Origin of the sequence: Janthinobacterium pasteuri, assembly GCF_051380775.1 — a bacterium.
Lineage (GTDB): Bacteria > Pseudomonadota > Gammaproteobacteria > Burkholderiales > Burkholderiaceae_D > Janthinobacterium.
Window position 1 is genome coordinate 33,781 of record NZ_JBNYXS010000012.1, and the last position, 17,110, is coordinate 50,890.

At 62.2% G+C, this 17,110-nt stretch carries 19 protein-coding genes; 12 read left to right on the forward strand and 7 right to left on the reverse strand.

Annotated features, from left to right (window positions below; all coding sequences use genetic code 11):
• The 12 genes from flgC to ACQ4WN_RS13890 all read left to right on the forward strand — a co-directional run bounded on the left by flgC (position 1) and on the right by ACQ4WN_RS13890 (position 12,453).
• Positions 1-402 (forward strand): flagellar basal body rod protein FlgC, encoded by a 402-nt coding sequence (gene flgC, locus ACQ4WN_RS13835; protein WP_436552067.1) that lies wholly within the window; start codon positions 1-3, stop codon positions 400-402.
• 15 nt (positions 403-417) lie between these two features.
• Positions 418-1,116 (forward strand): flagellar hook assembly protein FlgD, encoded by a 699-nt coding sequence (locus ACQ4WN_RS13840; protein WP_436552068.1) that lies wholly within the window; start codon positions 418-420, stop codon positions 1,114-1,116.
• A gap of 54 nt (positions 1,117-1,170) precedes the next feature.
• Positions 1,171-2,718, forward strand: a complete 1,548-nt coding sequence (locus tag ACQ4WN_RS13845) for a flagellar hook protein FlgE (protein ID WP_436552069.1) — start codon at positions 1,171-1,173, stop codon at positions 2,716-2,718.
• A gap of 109 nt (positions 2,719-2,827) precedes the next feature.
• Positions 2,828-3,571, forward strand: coding sequence for a flagellar basal body rod protein FlgF (locus ACQ4WN_RS13850; RefSeq protein ID WP_436552070.1), 744 nt, complete (start codon positions 2,828-2,830; stop codon positions 3,569-3,571).
• 72 nt (positions 3,572-3,643) lie between these two features.
• Complete coding sequence (gene flgG, locus ACQ4WN_RS13855; RefSeq protein WP_076568129.1) at positions 3,644-4,426, forward strand: flagellar basal-body rod protein FlgG; 783 nt, start codon at positions 3,644-3,646, stop codon at positions 4,424-4,426.
• 50 nt (positions 4,427-4,476) lie between these two features.
• A complete protein-coding gene (locus ACQ4WN_RS13860; RefSeq protein WP_436552071.1) occupies positions 4,477-5,127 on the forward strand; it encodes a flagellar basal body L-ring protein FlgH in 651 nt (216 codons plus the stop codon).
• 2 nt (positions 5,128-5,129) lie between these two features.
• On the forward strand, positions 5,130-6,245 hold the full coding sequence (locus ACQ4WN_RS13865) for a flagellar basal body P-ring protein FlgI (RefSeq protein ID WP_436552072.1): 1,116 nt from the start codon (positions 5,130-5,132) through the stop codon (positions 6,243-6,245).
• 10 nt (positions 6,246-6,255) lie between these two features.
• Entirely contained in the window at positions 6,256-7,182 is a 927-nt protein-coding gene (flgJ, locus tag ACQ4WN_RS13870) for a flagellar assembly peptidoglycan hydrolase FlgJ (RefSeq protein WP_436552073.1), read from the forward strand.
• Between the two features lie 87 nt (positions 7,183-7,269).
• Positions 7,270-9,237, forward strand: a complete 1,968-nt coding sequence (gene flgK / locus ACQ4WN_RS13875; RefSeq protein WP_436552074.1) for a flagellar hook-associated protein FlgK — start codon at positions 7,270-7,272, stop codon at positions 9,235-9,237.
• Positions 9,238-9,288: 51 nt separating this feature from the next.
• Positions 9,289-10,530 carry a flagellar hook-associated protein FlgL gene (gene flgL, locus ACQ4WN_RS13880; protein ID WP_436552075.1) on the forward strand — a complete coding sequence of 414 codons (1,242 nt, stop codon included), beginning with the start codon at positions 9,289-9,291 and terminating at the stop codon, positions 10,528-10,530.
• Between the two features lie 168 nt (positions 10,531-10,698).
• Entirely contained in the window at positions 10,699-11,142 is a 444-nt protein-coding gene (locus ACQ4WN_RS13885; protein WP_436552076.1) for a MarR family winged helix-turn-helix transcriptional regulator, read from the forward strand.
• Between the two features lie 48 nt (positions 11,143-11,190).
• Positions 11,191-12,453 carry an MFS transporter gene (locus tag ACQ4WN_RS13890; protein ID WP_436552077.1) on the forward strand — a complete coding sequence of 421 codons (1,263 nt, stop codon included), beginning with the start codon at positions 11,191-11,193 and terminating at the stop codon, positions 12,451-12,453.
• Positions 12,454-12,455: 2 nt separating this feature from the next.
• Here ACQ4WN_RS13890 and fliR read toward each other — a convergent pair whose 3' ends face one another.
• Genes fliR through fliL form a run of 7 tightly spaced genes read right to left on the reverse strand, consistent with a single transcriptional unit; the run spans position 12,456 to position 16,976 of the window.
• Positions 12,456-13,310 (reverse strand): flagellar biosynthetic protein FliR, encoded by an 855-nt coding sequence (fliR, locus tag ACQ4WN_RS13895; RefSeq protein WP_436552078.1) that lies wholly within the window; start codon positions 13,308-13,310, stop codon positions 12,456-12,458.
• A gap of 22 nt (positions 13,311-13,332) precedes the next feature.
• Positions 13,333-13,602, reverse strand: coding sequence for a flagellar biosynthesis protein FliQ (gene fliQ / locus ACQ4WN_RS13900; RefSeq protein WP_099762562.1), 270 nt, complete (start codon positions 13,600-13,602; stop codon positions 13,333-13,335).
• Between the two features lie 10 nt (positions 13,603-13,612).
• The gene (gene fliP / locus ACQ4WN_RS13905; protein ID WP_071075858.1) at positions 13,613-14,389 is read right to left on the reverse strand and encodes a flagellar type III secretion system pore protein FliP; all 777 of its coding nucleotides are present in this window, start codon (positions 14,387-14,389) and stop codon (positions 13,613-13,615) included.
• Positions 14,379-14,987, reverse strand: coding sequence for a flagellar biosynthetic protein FliO (fliO, locus tag ACQ4WN_RS13910; RefSeq protein ID WP_436552079.1), 609 nt, complete (start codon positions 14,985-14,987; stop codon positions 14,379-14,381). The genes fliP and fliO overlap by 11 nt, the downstream gene beginning before the upstream one ends.
• Positions 14,984-15,418 carry a flagellar motor switch protein FliN gene (gene fliN, locus ACQ4WN_RS13915; protein ID WP_034754038.1) on the reverse strand — a complete coding sequence of 145 codons (435 nt, stop codon included), beginning with the start codon at positions 15,416-15,418 and terminating at the stop codon, positions 14,984-14,986. The genes fliO and fliN overlap by 4 nt, the downstream gene beginning before the upstream one ends.
• Before the next feature lie 52 nt (positions 15,419-15,470).
• Positions 15,471-16,457, reverse strand: coding sequence for a flagellar motor switch protein FliM (fliM, locus tag ACQ4WN_RS13920; RefSeq protein WP_070220128.1), 987 nt, complete (start codon positions 16,455-16,457; stop codon positions 15,471-15,473).
• 6 nt (positions 16,458-16,463) lie between these two features.
• Positions 16,464-16,976 carry a flagellar basal body-associated protein FliL gene (fliL, locus tag ACQ4WN_RS13925; RefSeq protein WP_436552080.1) on the reverse strand — a complete coding sequence of 171 codons (513 nt, stop codon included), beginning with the start codon at positions 16,974-16,976 and terminating at the stop codon, positions 16,464-16,466.
• Between the last annotated feature and the right edge of the window lie 134 nt (positions 16,977-17,110).

Consider the following 17,110-nt stretch of genomic DNA (forward strand, 5'->3'; position numbering starts at 1 on the left):
ATGTCGCTATTTAATATCTTTAATGTGTCCGGTTCGGCCATGAGCGCCCAGGCGCAGCGCCTGAACACGGTGGCCAGCAACCTGGCCAATGCCGACAGCGCCACCAGCGCCACGGGCGAAGCCTACCGCGCCAAGCAGGTGGTGTTCGAAGCCGTGCCCATGAGCAACGGCGCCACGGCCGTCAAGGTGCAGAAGGTGATCGAAGACCCGTCGCCGATGAAGCTGGTCTACGACCCGAAGAACCCGCTGGCCGACGAGAAGGGCTACGTCACCATGCCCAACGTGAATACGGTCGACGAGATGGTCAACATGCTGTCGGCTTCGCGTTCCTACCAGACCAACGTGGAAACCATGAACGCGGCCAAGTCGCTGCTCCTGAAAACACTTACGCTCGGCCAATAAGGCTGACTGACTATTATGGCAACCATCGATACCAGCACCAGCCCCGTCACCGACCTGATGGCGACGATGAATCCGAAGAAGACGACGGCCGCGAAGGGCAGCGTCGAGGAGGAGACGAACAAATTCCTGACCCTGCTGGTAACCCAGCTGCAAAACCAGGATCCGATGAACCCGCTGGACAATGCGCAGCTGACGAGCCAGCTGGCCCAGCTGTCCACGGTAACGGGCGTCAACAAGCTCAATACCACCCTGGAAACGCTGAAAACCAGCTACCAGCAGGCCGAATCCATGCAGGCGGCCAATATCATCGGCCACGGCGTGCTGACGGCAGGCAAGAACATCACCCTGAGCAAGAGCGCGGCCCTGCTGGGCGTGGACCTGGCGACGCCGGCCGACAGCGTCAAAGTCATCATCTACGACAGCACGGGCAAGCAAGTCCATTCCATCGACCTTGGCCCGCAGGACGCGGGTACCTTGCCGCTGGGCTGGAACGGCTCCACCGCCGACCTCGACAAGAATGGCAAGCCGATCGTGCTGGCCGACGGCGCCTATACCTTCTCGGTGGAAGCCACGCGCGGCGGCGCCAAGCTCACGGATGCAGCGGCGCTGATGTTCGGTTCGGTCGCCAGCGTGTCGACGGGCGCAGGTGGCGTGAAATTGAATGTGCCGGGCGTGGGCAGCATCACCATGGCCGATGTGAAACAGATTTTGTAAGCCGCTCATTTGTAGCGTAGACCCTCTACCCCTAATTTCTACCAGGAGAACACAATGTCTTTCCAACAAGGCTTGAGCGGCTTGAATGGCGCCGCCAAATCGCTGGACGTCATCGGCAACAACATCGCCAATTCGGCCACCGTGGGTTTCAAGCAGTCGCAGGCGCAGTTTGCCGACATCTATGCCAACTCGCTGTATGGCGTGGGTGGCAACCAGCCCGGCATCGGCGTGGCCGTGTCGCAAGTGGCGCAGCTGTTCAATCAGGGTAACCTGGAGAGTTCGTCGAATCCGCTCGACATCGCCATCAATGGCGGCGGTTTCTTCCGCACCAGCGTGAACGGCGCCATCCAGTATTCGCGCAACGGCCAGTTCCAGGTTGACAAGAGCGGCTTCATCATCAATGCACAGAAAGCCCAGCTGACGGGCTATCCGGCCGATGCGAACGGCAAGATCCTGGCCGGTGCCACCGTGCCCCTGCAGATCGACCCGTCCGACATGGCGCCGCAGGCGACTACCAAGGTCGATACCCAGGTCAACCTCGATTCCAACTCGGCCATGCCGACTGTGGTGCCGTTCAGCGTGAGCGAGCAAAAGTCGTGGACCAAACAATTCCCCGTGCCGGTCTTCGATTCGCTGGGCAATTCGCACACCATGTCCAATTTCTACGTCAAGACGGGCACCAATACCTGGGATGTCTACTCGGCCACCGACGGCAAGGAAATTACCAGCGCGAAAGTGGCGGCGGCGGCGCAGACCGATGCCGCCTCGGTCGCCGCGCGCGCCGCCTACCAGTCCGCTGTCACGGCCGTGCCGCTGGTGCCAGCCAATATCACGGCGGCCGCCGTGGCCTATGGCAATGCAGCCGGCGCCGCCGTGCGCGCCGCCGCCGCTGCGGCCGGCGCCAGCCCCGCGCAACTGGCCGCCATCAGCGCCACCTATGGCAGCGCCGTGCCGAATGGCGTCAATTCCAGCCTGACGCCAGACCAGATCGACAAGAATATCGCCTCGGTGACGGAAGTGCCCGCCGTGAGGTCGGCTTCGCTGGTGTTCAACAGCGTCGGTAGCCTGGACAAGGCAGCCATGCTGGCGCTGACGCCGCCGCAAACCTTGCCGGTGACGGTCAACCTGCCCGTCTTCCCCGCCACGGGCGCGAACGCGAACCTGGCGATCAAGGTCGACTTCACCAATTCCACCCAGCTCAGTTCGTCGACCAGCGAAAAGCGCACCGTGGCCGATGGCTATGCGGCCGGCCAGCTGAGCCGTTTCGTGGTGGGTACGGATGGCGTGATCCAGGGCCAGTATAACAATGGCAAGACGCGCGACCTGGGCCAGGTGGTATTGACCAAGTTTGCCAATCCGAATGGCCTCGAACCGCTGGGCAACAATGCCTGGGCGGAAAGCTCGACCTCGGGCAGCCCCATGACGGGCGAACCGAGCTCGGGCGGTCTGGGCGACTTGCGCGCCTCGGCAGTGGAAGTATCGAACGTCGACCTGACCGCCGAACTGGTCAACATGATCACCGCGCAGCGCGCCTATCAGGCGAATGCGCAGACCATCAAGACGCAGGATTCGGTCTTGCAGACCCTGGTGAATCTGCGTTAATCGTTTGCACCCTTAACGGCGAAAGGCTGGGGTCGGACCCTCAGGGACTTGGCGTCCCCGTCCGACCCCGGTTTCTACGTTGGGTTTCAGGCAACAGGAGAAATAAAAAATGGACCGTCTCATCTACACCGCCGGCTCGGGCGCCAAGCACATCCTGGACAAGCAGGCGACCACGGCGAACAACCTGGCGAACGCTACCAGCACGGGTTTCCGTGCCCAGCTCGATTCGTTTCGCGCCGTGCCCGTGGTGGCCGACGGCATGATGCCGACGCGCACCTTCGTCGTCGATTCGACGGTCGGTTCCGATTTCACGCAAGGTCCGATGCAGCACACGGGGCGCACGCTCGACGTCGCCGTGGAAAATAATGGCTGGATTGCGGTGCAGTCGGCCGACGGTTCCGAAGCCTATACGCGCAACGGCGCCTTCAAGCTCAATGAAAATGGCATGTTGCAGACGCAATCGGGCCTGATGGTGCAGGGCGACACGGGTCCGTTGGCCATTCCGCCGGGCGTGACGGTGGCCATCGCCAGCGATGGCACGGTGGGCACGATTTCCACGGACGTGCCGCCGGGCCCGTCCACAGTGCTGGGGCGCATCAAGCTGGTCAACCCGCCCGAGCAGCAACTGGTGCGCGGCGACGATGGCCTGTTCCGCCTGAAGAATGGCACGGTGGCGCAGGCCGACCAGGCCGTCAAACTGACCACAGGCGCGCTCGAAGGCAGCAATGTCAGCCCCGTCGACTCCATGGTCAGCATGATCGCTCTGGCGCGCCAGTTCGAAACACAAATGAGCTTGTTGAAGAATGCCGAGAATAACGCGGCGAAAGCCACCCAGATCCTCGCTTTGAATTGATAGAGCCGGTCGCATAATGGTCACATAGAAATAGTCTACAGGGCTGGCAAGCGCTGTTATTGGAGAAAAAACATGATTCGTTCCCTTTGGATAGCCAAGACCGGCCTGGAAGCGCAGCAGACGCAGATGGACGTGATCGCCAATAACCTGGCCAACGTCAGCACCACCGGCTTCAAGAAGTCGCGCGCCGTGTTTGAAGACTTGCTGTATCAAAATGTGCGCCAGCCTGGTGCGCAATCCTCGCAGCAAACCCAGCTGCCGTCGGGCTTGCAGATCGGCACGGGCGTGCGCACGGTGGCTACCGAACGCATCCATACCCAGGGCAATCCGCAGGCTTCGGGCAATTCGCGTGACGTGATGGTCAACGGCACCGGTTTCTTCCAGGTGCTGCTGCCCGATGGCGCCACCGCTTACACGCGCGACGGCTCCTTCCAGACGGATGCCAATGGCCAGTTGGTGACCTCCGAAGGCTTCGTCATTCAGCCCGCCATCACCGTGCCGACCAATGCGCTGAGCCTGACCGTGGCGCGCGACGGCACCGTCTCCGTTACCTTGCCCAATACCGTGGCGCCATCGCAGATCGGCTCCCTGCAGCTGACCACCTTCGTCAATCCGGCCGGCCTGGAATCGAAGGGCGAAAACCTGTACATGGAAACGGGCGCCTCCGGCGTGGCGCAAACCAACACTCCGGGCACAAACGGCGCCGGGGTGCTGATGCAGGGCTATATCGAGACCTCGAACGTCAACGTGGCCGAGGAAATGGTCAACATGATCCAGACGCAGCGCGCCTACGAGATCAACAGCAAGGCCATCACCACATCCGATCAAATGCTGCAGAAATTGTCGCAACTTTAATTTTCATAGTCGTCATGCCATCCGCCGCCGGATGGCAGCGGAGGTTCGTCATGCAATACCCTATCATCGCCCTGTTGTCCGCAGTCCTGCTGTCCGGCTGCGCCATCACGCCCACCTCGATCGTGCAATATCCGACCACCACGCGTGCGCCGATGCCCGAACCGGTGGTCGTCAGCAATGGTTCCATCTACCAGCCGTCGACCTACCGTCCCGCCTTCGAAGACCGCCGCGCGCGGCATGTGGGCGACACCATGACGATTGCCATTACCGAGCGCACGAATGCCGTCAAGGCGGGCGCCAGTTCCGGCAACAAGTCCGGCAGCGTGGGCTTCAGCGTGCCCGGCTTTGCCCAGGGTAGCCTGGGCGGTAGCGTGAAGGCGAATGGCGCGACGAAATTTGCCGATGGCGACAACCAGTCCGCCAGCAACACCTTCAGCGGCACGATAGGCGTGACGGTCATCGAGGTATTGCCGAATGGCAACCTGATCGTCGCCGGCGAAAAACAGATCGCCATGAACAAGGGCACCGAATTCATCCGCTTCTCGGGCATGGTCAATCCCGATACGATCGGCATCGGCAACGTCGTGCCATCGACCCAGGTGGCCGAAGCGCGCGTCGAATACCGCACCAACAGCCAGATCGACCGCGCCGAAATGGCCTCGATGGCGTCGCGCTTCTTCCTCAGCCTGTTGCCGTTCTGATCATGGCCACGTTTACTTTTCCCCGCTTTTTCGCCATTGTCGGCTTGGCTATCTCTCTGCTGGCACCCGTGGCGCAGGCCGAGCGCATCAAGGATCTGGCCAGCATCGCCGGCGTGCGGCAGAATCAGCTGATGGGCTATGGCCTCGTCGTCGGCCTCGATGGCAGCGGCGACCAGACCACGCAAACCCCATTCACCATCCAGAGCGTGGCGGCGATGCTGCAGCAGCAAGGTATCAACTTGCCGCAAGGCACCAGTTTGCAGCTGAAAAACGTGGCTGCCGTGATGGTAACGACGGCCTTGCCCGCGTTTGCCCAGCCGGGCCAGCTGCTCGACGTGACGGTATCGTCGATGGGCAATGCAAAAAGCTTGCGCGGTGGCACTTTGCTGATGACGCCATTGAAGGGTGCCGATGGCCAGGTGTACGGCATGGCGCAAGGCAACGTGCTGGTGGGCGGCGTGGGTGCGCAGGCGGCCGGCAGCTCGGTCGTCATCAATCACTTGAGCGTGGGGCGCATCTCGGGCGGCGCGACAGTCGAGCGCAGCGTGCCCTCGGTATTGGGTGCCAACAACACCATCCGCCTGGAATTGAATGCCACCGATTTCGCCACCGCCAGCCGCGTGGTCGACGCCATCAACAGCCGTTACGGCGCCGGCACGGCCGCCGCGCTCGATGGCCGCGTGATCCAGGTGCAGTCGCCCAGCGGCAGCGACCAGCGCGTGTCCTTCCTGGGCCAGCTGGAAAGCATCGAAGTCAACCCGGCCCGCCTGGCGGCCAAGGTCATCATGAATGCGCGCACCGGTTCGGTCGTGATGAACCAGTCCGTGACCCTGGAAACGTGCGCCATTTCGCACGGCAACCTGTCCGTCACCATCAATGTCGAGCCGCAGGTGAGCCAGCCCGCGCCCTTGTCGGGTGGACGCACGGTGGTCACGCAGACGGCACAGATCGATATCAAGAAGGAACCGGGCAAGGTCATGCTGGTCAAGGGCGGCGCCTCGCTGTCCGACGTGGTGAAAGCCTTGAATGCCATCGGCGCCTCGCCGCAAGACTTGCTGGCCATTCTGCAGGCGATGAAAGCGGCCGGTTCGCTGCGCGCCGAACTCGAAATCATTTGATGGACATGCCATGATCAGCCAAACCGACCTCAGCAATACCGCCGCCTATGACGTCAAGGGCATGGATGGCTTGCGCCAGTCCGCCAGGGCGAAGGACCCCGCCGCCCTGAAAGAGGCAGCCACGCAATTTGAAGCCATGTTCATCAACATGATGATGAAAAGCATGCGCGACGCCACGCCGCAGGACGGCATCATGGATAGCCAGCAAAGCAAGATGTACACCTCGATGCTGGACCAGCAGACGAGCCAGAACCTGGCCAAGCGAGGCACGGGCCTGGCGGACGTGCTGATCCGCCAACTGTCGTCATCGAGCCAGGCGCTGGCCGCCGATGGGGCCGAAGCGCCGTCGCCGCGTTCCTCGAGCATGGCGCAGGCGCTGGCCGCCTTCCGCCAGCAGCAGGGCGCCCTCACCGATGGTGCAAGCAGTGCCACCGGCACCGGCAAGACCCTGAGCGACAAGGCCAACGCCACGCAGGCGCCGCACGTGCGCGCCTTCCAGGAAAAGCTGGGCGTGCATGCGGAAGAAGCCAGCCGTGCCACCGGCATCCCGGCCAAGTTCATGCTGGGCCAGGCGGCGCTGGAGACGGGCTGGGGCAAGCGCGAAATCATCAGCCGCGACGGCAGCAGCAGCCACAACCTGTTCGGCATCAAGGCGTCAAACGACTGGAAGGGCAAGGTCACCGAAGCCGTCACCACGGAATATGTGAATGGCAAGGCGCAGCGCAAGGTGGAAAAATTCCGCGCCTACGACAGTTACGCGGACAGCTTCAAGGATTATGCGCAGTTGATTACCAACAACAAACGCTACGAGAAAGTGCTGGCCAGCGCAGGCGACGCCAGTACGTTCGCCCAGGGCTTGCAAAAGGCCGGCTACGCGACGGACCCGAATTACGCCGCCAAATTGACAAAAATCATCAAGAATTCGCTGGTCGGCTGATACCTGCCGTGCCCATGTGCAGGCCGCGCGCTTCAAGTTTTCGCCGCGGCTGCCGTAAATACATTTGACGGTAACCAATAAGACACCATGACTTCGAATCTACTCAGCATCGGTAAGAGCGGTTTGCTTGCAGCGCAGGTGGGCCTGTCGACGACCGGGCATAACATCACCAATGCGAATGTACCCGGGTACAATCGCCAGACGGTGCTGCAGCAGACTTCGCAGTCCAACTTTGCCGGCTATGGCTTCGTCGGCACGGGCACGGAAGTGTCGCAGATCAAGCGCCAGTACGACAGCTTCATGGCCACCCAGGTCAATGCCGCACAAAGTGCCACCAGCGCGCTCGATAGCTATTACACGCAGATCAGCCAGATCGACAACTTGCTGGCCGATCCCACGGCGGGTTTGTCGCCCGCCCTGCAAGACTTCTTCAAGGGCGTGCAGGATTTCAGCGCCAATCCGTCTTCGGTCGCCTCGCGTCAGGCGCTGCTGTCGAGCGCCGGCTCGCTCGCTTCCCGTTTCCAGGGCTTGAGCGCGCGCCTGACGGAGATCGGCGACGGCGTCAATTCGCAGATCACGTCGAATGTGACGGTGATTAATACCTACGCCAAGCAGCTCGCCGAGCTGAACAAGTCGATTTCCCAGTTGTCGGTCGATGCCAGCAACCAGCCCAACGATCTGCTGGACCAGCGCGATCAGCTGATCACGGAATTGAACAAATATGTCAAGGCGACGGTGCAACCCGCTGCCAACAATACCGTCACCATTTCCATCGGCGCGGGCCAGCCGCTGGTGGTGGCGGACCGCAGCTTCGAGCTGGCGGCCACGCCTTCGCGGACGGACCCGAACCGCATCGAGGTGGGCTATGTCACGGGCAGTACCGTCACCGTGTTGCCGGACAGCTCCCTGACCGGCGGCTCGCTGGGCGGCTTGCTGGATTTCCGCAGCGGCACCCTGGACAATGTCCAGAACTCCCTGGGCAAGGTGGCCATCGCGCTGGCCAGCACCTTCAATGACCAGCACAAGCTGGGCCAGGACTTGAATGACGCCATGGGCGGAGACTTCTTCAAGATACCCGACCCCGTGATCGGCGCCGACCGCGGCAACAACGCCAGCAGCACCACCGTGCTGTCGGCCAAGGTCAGCGACCCCACCAAGCTGACGGCCAGCGATTACAGCCTGAAATACGACGGCAGCAACTATGTGGTGACGCGCGAATCGGACGGTGCGCACACCATCATCAATCCCTATCCGCAAACGGGGCCGCAAACCATCGACGGCGTCGATTTCTCGATCTCGGGCACGGCTGCCCAGGGCGACAACTACGTCATCAGGCCGACGGCGAATGGCGCGGCCGGCCTGAACGTGCTGATCACCGACCGCAACAAGATCGCCGCCGCCGCGCCCATCGCCACCTCGGCGCCGGTGGCCAATACGGGCTCGGGTAAGCTCAGCGCCGGCTCCGTCGACAAGGCATACCTGAGCCCGGGCAATGCCCTGACGGCTCCCTTGACCTTGACATATGACAAGGCGACCACCTCGCTGACGGGTTTCCCACCCGGCCAGGCGGTGACGGTCAAGGGCTTGAATGGGGCCACCACGACCTATCCGGCCGGCACGGCGAATATCCCGTACAAGGAAGGCGATAACTTCAGCTTTGGCGGCATCAATGTCAGCATGACGGGCGCGCCGGCACAGGGCGATACCTTCACGATCAAGCCCAATAGGGGCGGCGTGGGCGACAACCGCAATGCCGCGCTGCTGGCGGGCTTGCAGACGAAGAACATCCTCGATGGCGGCAATGCCACGTTCCAGGGTTCGTATGCGCAGACCGTCAGCTTCGTGGGTAACAAGACACGTGAAGTACAGGTCAGCGGCCTGGCCAGCCTGGCCTTGCTGCAGCAGGTCAGCACCCAGCAGCAGGCCGTTTCCGGCGTCAACCTCGATGAAGAGGCGGCCAACCTGCTGCGTTACCAGCAGTCCTACCAGGCGTGCGGCAAGGTCATGCAGATCGCCAGCACCCTGTTCGACGTGGTGATCGGCCTGGGACGTTAATCAATTTTTGCCGCGACATAGCGCGCGGCGGCTTTCTGGAAGGGCAGCATCATGCGCATCAGCACACGAATGATTTATGACCAGGGCAGCTCGCAGCTGAATAATCTGCAGGGCGCCTTGAACCGTACGCAGATGCAACTGTCGGCGAACCGCCGCAACCTGACGCCGGCCGACGATCCGATCGCCTCGGCGCGCGCGCTGGAAGTGACGCAGTCGCAATCGATCAATACCCAGTTCGTGACGAACCGCTCGAACGCGAAGAACTTCCTGTCGCAGGAAGAGCTGGCACTGGGCAGCACCACTTCGCTGATCGCCGACGTGAAAGACCTGGTCCTGAAGGCCGGTAATCCTGCCCTCAAGGATGTCGACCGCGATACCCTGGCCAAGGAGCTGGAAGGCCGGCTGACTGACTTGCTGGGCATCGCCAACACGGCCGATGGCGCCGGCGGCTACCTGTTTTCCGGCTATAAATCCACCACCCAGCCATTCAGCCAGACGCCGACGGGCGCCACCTATGTGGGCGATCAGGGCCAGCGCGAATTGCAGGTGGGTTCGGCGCGCTACCTCGCTACCAGCGATTCCGGTGCCACCGTGTTCGAGAATAACCTGACCGGCAATGGCAAGTTCACCACGGCGGCCGCCACCGCCAACTTTACGCGCGGCGGCTCGGGCATCATTTCGGGCGGCACGGTGACGGACCCGTCGGCATTGACGGGGCACAAGTATTCGATCGATTTCAAGGTCACGGGCACGGGTACCTCCGCCGTCACCACCTACACCGTCACGGACGCCACGCTGGGCCAGACGGTGCCAAATCCCGCCGTGCCCATCCCTTACAAGGCGGGCGACGCCATCACCTTCGATGGCCAGCAAGTGAATATCACGGGCAAGCCGGCCGACCAGGACAGCTTTACGCTGGAGCCGAGCGCCAAGGAATCGCTGTTCACCACCGTGAAAAACCTGATCGGCGTGCTGCGCCAGCCGGGTAGCGGCGATGCGGGCCAGGCACGCCTGACGAACGGCTTGAACGCCGCGCATAATATTCTCGACACGGCCTACGACAATGTACTGTCCGTGCGCGCGGAAGTCGGTTCCCGCATGAAGGAACTCGATTATCTCGACAGTGCTGGCGACGACCTCGACATCCAGTACGCCACCACCCTGTCGGACCTGCAGGACCTGGACATGGTCAAAGCCATTTCCACTTTCAGTCAGCAGCAAGTCACCCTGCAGGCGGCGCAAAAATCGTTCACTTCGATCTCGGGCCTGTCGCTGTTCAACTACATCAGCTAAGCCGTCATTTCAGCGTGACGGCCAGCCGGGCCGGGGCAGGGAGTGCATCTCCCGCCCCGGCTTTTTTACGTCCGCAAGATGGTCGCCTTGATAATATATGCAGGCAAACTGTGCAGTCTACCTGTGTATCTGTTATAGTGGAGCCTGTTGATTGATTACCTGCCTCCCATGCACACCCCACAAGAAGAGCACGAACACGTATTGCAGCTGGCCGGCGACTTGCGCATTCTCATCGGAAAATTGCGCCGCCGCCTGCGCGAAGAAGCGCATCTGGGCGATGTCAGCATGTCGCAGGCATCCGTGCTGAGCCGCCTCGAGCGCGACGGCCCGGCCACGGCCAGCAGTCTGGCGCGCGCCGAAGGCATGCGGCCCCAGTCGATGGCCGCCACGGTGCTGGCGCTGACCGAGGCGCGGATGGTGACGGGTTCGCCCGATCCGGCCGACGGACGGCAAACGATCCTGACCCTGACGGACAGCTGCCGTGCCTGGATCGCGGCCAGCCGGGCCGCGCGCGAAGACTGGCTGGCGCGCACCATTGAAACCCGGCTCACGCCGGACGAAGTCACCGAACTGAACCATGCGGTGGCCCTGCTCAAACGCTTGGCGGAGTGATCCGCTGAACCATCCACCACGACCCCGGCAAGGAGCCCGCACGCCCAGATGAACAACACATTCCGTTCGCTACGCATTCCCAATTACCGTATCTGGGCCGGTGGCGCCCTGGTGTCGAATATCGGCACCTGGATGCAGCGCACGGCCCAGGATTGGCTGGTGCTGAGCGAATTGACGCAGCATAAAGCCAGTGCCGTCGGCATCGTCATGGCCTTGCAATTCGGCCCGCAACTGCTGTTGTTGCCCCTGACGGGCATGGCGGCCGACCTGCTCGACCGACGCAAGCTGCTGCTGTGTACGCAGGCGGCCATGGGCTTGCTGGCGCTGGGACTCGGGATCTTGTGCATCAGCGGACGGGTACAACTGTGGCATGTATATGTGTTTGCTTTCCTGCTGGGCTGCGTGACGGCCTTCGATTCGCCCGTGCGCCAGACGTTTGTTTCCGACATTGTCGGCGAGGAAGATTTGACGAATGCCGTGGCGCTCAATTCCACCTCGTTCAATGCGGCGCGCATGCTGGGCCCGGCGGTGGCCGGCTTGCTCATCAGTAGCGTCGGCAGCGGCTGGGTCTTCATCATCAACGCCGCCTCGTTTGCTGCCGTGATCGGTTCGCTGTTGCTGCTGCGCGTGGAACTGCTGCGCCGCGCGCCGCGCCTGAAGGCCACGCGCGCCAGCCTGGGCGAGGGCTTCCGCTATGTGCGCCAGCGGCCCGACCTGATGGCCATCCTGCTGATGCTGTTCCTGATCGGCACTTTTGGCATGAATTTCCCCATCTTCCTGTCGACCATGTCGGTCACGGCCTTCCATGCGGGCGCCGGCCAGTATGGTGTACTCAGTTCCGTGATGGCATGCGGCTCCGTGGCCGGCGCCCTGCTGGCGGCGGGGCGTGGCCAGCCTACGCTGGCCTTGCTGCTGGGGGCGGCAGCGCTGTTCGGCCTGGCCTGCGCGCTGGCCGCCGTGATGCCCAATTACTGGCTGTTCGGCATGATGCTGGTGGTCATCGGCATCGCCGCGCAAACGTTTACCACCAGCGTCAACAGCAGTGTGCAACTGTCGACGGCGCCCGCCATGCGGGGCCGCGTGATGGCCATCCTGTTGGCCATCTCGGCAGGCGGCACGCCGCTGGGCGCGCCCGTCGTGGGCTGGGTGGCCGATACCTTCGGCCCGCGCTGGGCGCTGGGCATCGGCGCCCTGTCGGGGCTGGCGGCGGCGCTGGTCGGCGTGCACTATCTGGTCAAGCATCACCAGTTGCGCCTGAACGTCGATGTGCGGCGCTGGCGCCTCGCACTCAGCAGCGACCAGCAGCGCTGATCTTACGGCGCTGGCGTGGCCGGCGGCGCGGGGCGCAGGGGATTGGCCGGCAGCGGCGGCGGTGGCCGGTCGCGCGTGGCGAAGCCGCGCGGCAGCAAGCGTGCCGTTTCTATGCCGCGCAGGAACATGTTCTGGAAGGGCGTGGCCAGGTAGGGCAGGACCATGCTGATCACCAGCAAGCCCACGCCCAGCGTGACGGGGAAGCCGATACCGAAAATGTTCAGCTGCGGCGCGGCGCGCGTCAAAATGCCCAGCGCCACGTTGGTCAGCAGCAAGGCGGCGATGATGGGCAGCGAAATCTGCAGGCCGGAACGGAAGATTTCCCCGCCCCAGGCGGCCAATTGCTGGAAACCGCCGCCGCTGATGGGACTCGATGAGATGGGCAGGCTGACAAAACTTTCCGCCAGCGCCGCCAGCAAGACCAGGTGGCCATTGACTGTCAGAAACATCAAGGTGGCCAGCATGACGAGGAATTGGCTGATGGCGGAAGACCTGCCCTTGGTTTGCGGGTCGAAGAAGGAGGCGAAGCCCAGGCCCATGGTCAGGCTGCTGAGCTCGCCGGCCATTTCGATGGCGGAAAACACGATGCGGATGGAAAAGCCCATGGCCAGGCCCACCAGCATCTCTTGCGTCAGGATCAGCAAACCGGGCAAGGACATCGGGTTGACGGCAGGCAGGGCCGGTACGGTGGGCGCGATGATCATGGCCAGCAGCGCACCCAGGGTCACCTTCACGCTGGCTGGCACGGCCGCGTTGCCGAACAGGGGCGCGGCCGCAATCAGGCCGAGGATGCGGCTAAGCGGCCACAGCAGTGCTGCGATCCACGTGTTCAGCTCGATGCTCGACAGGGTCAGCATAGGAAGATCAGCGATTGATGCACTAACCGACCAGGTTCGGGATGCCCGTGAAGACCTGGCGCATGTAGTCGAGCATGACGGACAGCATCCACGGGCCCGCCACGACGAGGGCGACAAAGATGCCGACCAGCTTGGGGATGAAGGACAGGGTCGACTCGTTGATCTGCGTGGCCGCCTGAAAGATGCTGACGATCAAGCCGATGATGAGGGCGACGAGCAGCATGGGCGCGGCCACCATCAGGGTGATTTCCATCGCATGGCGGCCCAGGGTCATGACGCTTTCGGGTGTCATCGTATTTCCCCTAGTAAAAACTCTGTGACAGCGAGCCCAGCAGCAGTTGCCAGCCATCGACCAGCACGAACAGCATCAGTTTGAACGGCAGCGAGATCGTGGCCGGCGACATCATCATCATACCCATCGACATCAGCACGCTGGCGACCACCATGTCGATGATCAGGAAGGGGATGAAGATGGCAAAGCCGATCTGGAACGCCGTTTTCAGTTCACTCGTGACGAAGGCGGGCACGAGGATGCGCAACGGCACGTCTTCCGGACCTTGCAGGGCCGGCGAGCGCGACATCTTGGCAAACAGGGCCAGGTCGGCCTGGCGCGTCTGCTTGAGCATGAAGGTTTTCAGGGGATCGACGCCCTTGTCCATCGCTTGCTGCATGCTGATTTTGTTTTCCTGGTAAGGCAGATAGGCATCCGTATAGATCTTATCGAACACGGGGCCCATGACGAACAGGGTCAGGAACAGGGCCAGTCCCACCAGCACCTGGTTGGGCGGCGCCGACTGCGTGCCGATGGCCTGGCGCAGCAGGGACAGCACGATGATGATGCGCGTAAAGCAGGTCATCATCAAGAGGGCCGCCGGCAGGAAGGTGAGCGACGTCATCAGGATGAGCGTCTGCACCGGCAGCGAGTAATTCTGTCCTCCGCCCGGCGCCGGCGTGCTGTTGAAGGCCGGGATGCCCGGCTGGGCCATGGCCCACAGCGGCAAGGCCAGCGCGGCCGCCGCCAGCAGCCAGGTCAGGGGAGTCTTCACGTTGGACCACGCCATCTGCTGCTTATTTCCCATTGCGTTTTTCGATGGTCTGTTTCAGCCACTCGGAAAAATTGGCGGCCGCGGGGCCATTTTGCGCCGTGGCCAGTTGCGGCAAATCGCCTTCCTGGCGCGGCATGGTGGCCAGCGCGTTGATCCTGCCTGGCGAGGCGCCGACGACGATCCACTGGTCGGCCACTTCGACGAGGACGATGCGTTCGCGTCCACCCAGATTGAGCGAACTGACGACGCGCATCTTGTTGTTGCCACCCATGACCTTGGGGCCATAGCGCTTCATGAACCAGGCCAGACCGATCAGCAGGGCCAGCACGAACACCAGCGCGAAGATGGTTTGCAGCAAGCTGCCGGCCGAGCTCGTCGGCGCCATCGTCATGGGCGCGCCCGCCGGCATGGCGGGCAGGGCGGCAGCTGGCGCGGGCGCCGCTTCAGCGGCTGCAGCGGTTTTTTCAGTTGCCACTTCGGCAGGCGCGCTGGCGACGCTGGCCGCCGGCGCTTCTGCCGTCACCGCTGCGGCAACTGGCGCCGACGCGGGCGCCGGCGCCGGTGCAGCTTGGGCGATGCAGCAAGCTGCTGCCAGCGGCAGCAGGGTGGAAATCAACAGGCCAGGCTTCATTTATTCAATTTTCGGATGCGTTCGGAAGGCGTGATGATGTCGGTCAGGCGGATACCAAACTTGTCATTCACCACCACCACTTCGCCCTGGGCAATCAGGCAGCCATTCACCAGCACGTCCATCGGTTCGCCCGCCAGGCCGTCGAGCTCGACCACGGAACCTTGTGCCAGTTGCAGCAGGTTCTTGATGGCGATCTTGGTGCGGCCCAGCTCGACCGTCAGCTGCACGGGAATATCGAGGATGAAATCGATATCGTTGTGCGTTTCCGACTTCGATGCCTGCTTGGAAAAGTCCTTGAACACGGCGGCGCTGGCCGCGCTGGCCGTATTGGCAGCCTGGTTTTGCAGCGCTTCGGCTTCCGCCTTGGCCTGCTCGGCAATAGCCGCGCCCCAATCGTCTTCCGCGCTTTGGTCGTCTTGGTTGTCAGACATGTGTTTCTCCTGTTGTACAGATGCGGACCGCAGCGCGGCCCGGGTGCATTACTTAATGATTGTTCATGTTGTCGGCATTAGCCAGCAACTTTTCGACCTTTAGCGCATATTGTCCGTTCAACACGCCGTACGTGCAATCCATGACGGGCACGCCGTCGACGGTGGCGGCGATCAGTTCGGGAATATTCAGCGGGATGATGTCGCCTACCTTCATGTTCAGGATTTCGTCGAACGAGACGCGCGCCGTGCCCAGCGAGGCCACCAGTTCGACTTCGGCGATCTGGATCTGCTGCGTCATCAGGCGGATCCAGCGCTTGTCCACTTCCAGCGCTTCGCCCTGCAGGCTCGAGGTCAGCGAATCGCGGATCGGCTCGATCATCGAATACGGCATGCAGAAGTGGATTTGTCCGGAAACGGAGCCCAGTTCCACCGTAAACGTGGAGGCAACCACCACTTCATTCGGCGTGGCGATGTTGGCGAACTGCGTGTTCATTTCTGAACGGATATATTCGAACTCGACGGGGAAGACCGGCTCCCACGACTTGGTGTAGGCTTCAAAGACGATGTCGAGGATGCGCAAGATGATGCGCTGCTCCGTCTGCGTAAAATCGCGCCCTTCGACGCGCGTATGAAAACGTCCGTCGCCGCCGAACAGATTGTCGACCAGCAGGAAGACCAGGCCCGGATCGAAGACCATCAGGGCTGTGCCGCGCAGCGGCTTCATGTGCACCAGGTTCAGATTGGTCGGCACCACCAGGTTGCGGATGAACTCGCTGTACTTCGACACGCGCACGGAACCCACCGACACTTCGGCGCTGCGGCGCAGGAAGTTGAACAGGCCCACGCGCAGCAGGCGGGCAAAACGCTCGTTGATAATTTCCAACGTTGGCATCCGGCCGCGCACGATGCGCTCCTGGGTTGCCAGGTTGTAGGTACGAACTCCCGTGACATCTTCCGGCGTCTGCGCGTCGTCCTGATCTCCGTTGACGCCCTTCAAAAGGGCATCGACTTCTTCCTGGGAGAGGAAATTATCGGCCATGGCTGCTTATTGAATGATGAATGCGGTAAATAATACGTCCGTCACGTCCTGCTCCGGCCCTTTGTCCTCGAACGGCTGGTTCACCTGATTGATGATTTCGGCCGCCAGTTGCTGCTTGCCCTCCACGGTATTGAGTTCCGATGCCTTTTTGCCGGACAGCAGCAGCAGCAAGCGGCTACGCACCTTCGGCATGTTGACCTTGATCAAGTCCATTTCTTCCGGGCTGCTCGCTTGCAAGGTGAATGCGATTTGCAGGTATTGCTCGCCATTTTCCGGCTGCAAGTTGACGGTGAAGGCATCGACGGGCACGAAGACGGGCGGACCTGCCTTGGAAACGGCATGTTTTTTCTTGTTGGGCGCCGATTCTTCTTTATCGGCCTTGCCATGCAGGAAGTACCAGGCTGCACCGCCACCGATGCTGCCGGCCACCAGCACCGAGGCCAGCACGATGATCAGAAGCTTTTTTTTCGAGGCGCCGGCGGGGGCCAGGCCTGCATCTGCTTTCGGATCTGCTTTCATTTTTGGATTTGCTTTCAATGGTACTCGAGTGCATGGAAGTGGATCACGACGCCATTATGTCATTATCGGCAAATTCTGCGCAGAAGGATGCAGTGAAAAGAGGGCGGAAGCGCCCTCAACTCGCTGTTTTTATA

What these genes read in the sequence shown, in the direction of transcription:
- ACQ4WN_RS13890 (WP_436552077.1), top strand. Translation starts at nt 11,191, where the DNA reads ATGAACAACACATTCCGTTCGCTACGCATTCCCAATTACCGTATCTGG.
- ACQ4WN_RS13860 (WP_436552071.1), top strand. Translation starts at nt 4,477, where the DNA reads ATGCAATACCCTATCATCGCCCTGTTGTCCGCAGTCCTGCTGTCCGGC.
- flgC (WP_436552067.1), top strand. Translation starts at nt 1, where the DNA reads ATGTCGCTATTTAATATCTTTAATGTGTCCGGTTCGGCCATGAGCGCC.
- ACQ4WN_RS13865 (WP_436552072.1), top strand. Translation starts at nt 5,130, where the DNA reads ATGGCCACGTTTACTTTTCCCCGCTTTTTCGCCATTGTCGGCTTGGCT.
- fliM (WP_070220128.1), bottom strand. Translation starts at nt 16,457, where the DNA reads ATGGCCGATAATTTCCTCTCCCAGGAAGAAGTCGATGCCCTTTTGAAG.
- fliN (WP_034754038.1), bottom strand. Translation starts at nt 15,418, where the DNA reads ATGTCTGACAACCAAGACGACCAAAGCGCGGAAGACGATTGGGGCGCG.
- flgJ (WP_436552073.1), top strand. Translation starts at nt 6,256, where the DNA reads ATGATCAGCCAAACCGACCTCAGCAATACCGCCGCCTATGACGTCAAG.
- ACQ4WN_RS13840 (WP_436552068.1), top strand. Translation starts at nt 418, where the DNA reads ATGGCAACCATCGATACCAGCACCAGCCCCGTCACCGACCTGATGGCG.
- fliQ (WP_099762562.1), bottom strand. Translation starts at nt 13,602, where the DNA reads ATGACACCCGAAAGCGTCATGACCCTGGGCCGCCATGCGATGGAAATC.
- fliP (WP_071075858.1), bottom strand. Translation starts at nt 14,389, where the DNA reads ATGGGAAATAAGCAGCAGATGGCGTGGTCCAACGTGAAGACTCCCCTG.
- fliR (WP_436552078.1), bottom strand. Translation starts at nt 13,310, where the DNA reads ATGCTGACCCTGTCGAGCATCGAGCTGAACACGTGGATCGCAGCACTG.
- ACQ4WN_RS13845 (WP_436552069.1), top strand. Translation starts at nt 1,171, where the DNA reads ATGTCTTTCCAACAAGGCTTGAGCGGCTTGAATGGCGCCGCCAAATCG.
- ACQ4WN_RS13885 (WP_436552076.1), top strand. Translation starts at nt 10,699, where the DNA reads ATGCACACCCCACAAGAAGAGCACGAACACGTATTGCAGCTGGCCGGC.
- flgK (WP_436552074.1), top strand. Translation starts at nt 7,270, where the DNA reads ATGACTTCGAATCTACTCAGCATCGGTAAGAGCGGTTTGCTTGCAGCG.
- ACQ4WN_RS13850 (WP_436552070.1), top strand. Translation starts at nt 2,828, where the DNA reads ATGGACCGTCTCATCTACACCGCCGGCTCGGGCGCCAAGCACATCCTG.
- fliL (WP_436552080.1), bottom strand. Translation starts at nt 16,976, where the DNA reads ATGAAAGCAGATCCGAAAGCAGATGCAGGCCTGGCCCCCGCCGGCGCC.
- fliO (WP_436552079.1), bottom strand. Translation starts at nt 14,987, where the DNA reads ATGAAGCCTGGCCTGTTGATTTCCACCCTGCTGCCGCTGGCAGCAGCT.
- flgG (WP_076568129.1), top strand. Translation starts at nt 3,644, where the DNA reads ATGATTCGTTCCCTTTGGATAGCCAAGACCGGCCTGGAAGCGCAGCAG.
- flgL (WP_436552075.1), top strand. Translation starts at nt 9,289, where the DNA reads ATGCGCATCAGCACACGAATGATTTATGACCAGGGCAGCTCGCAGCTG.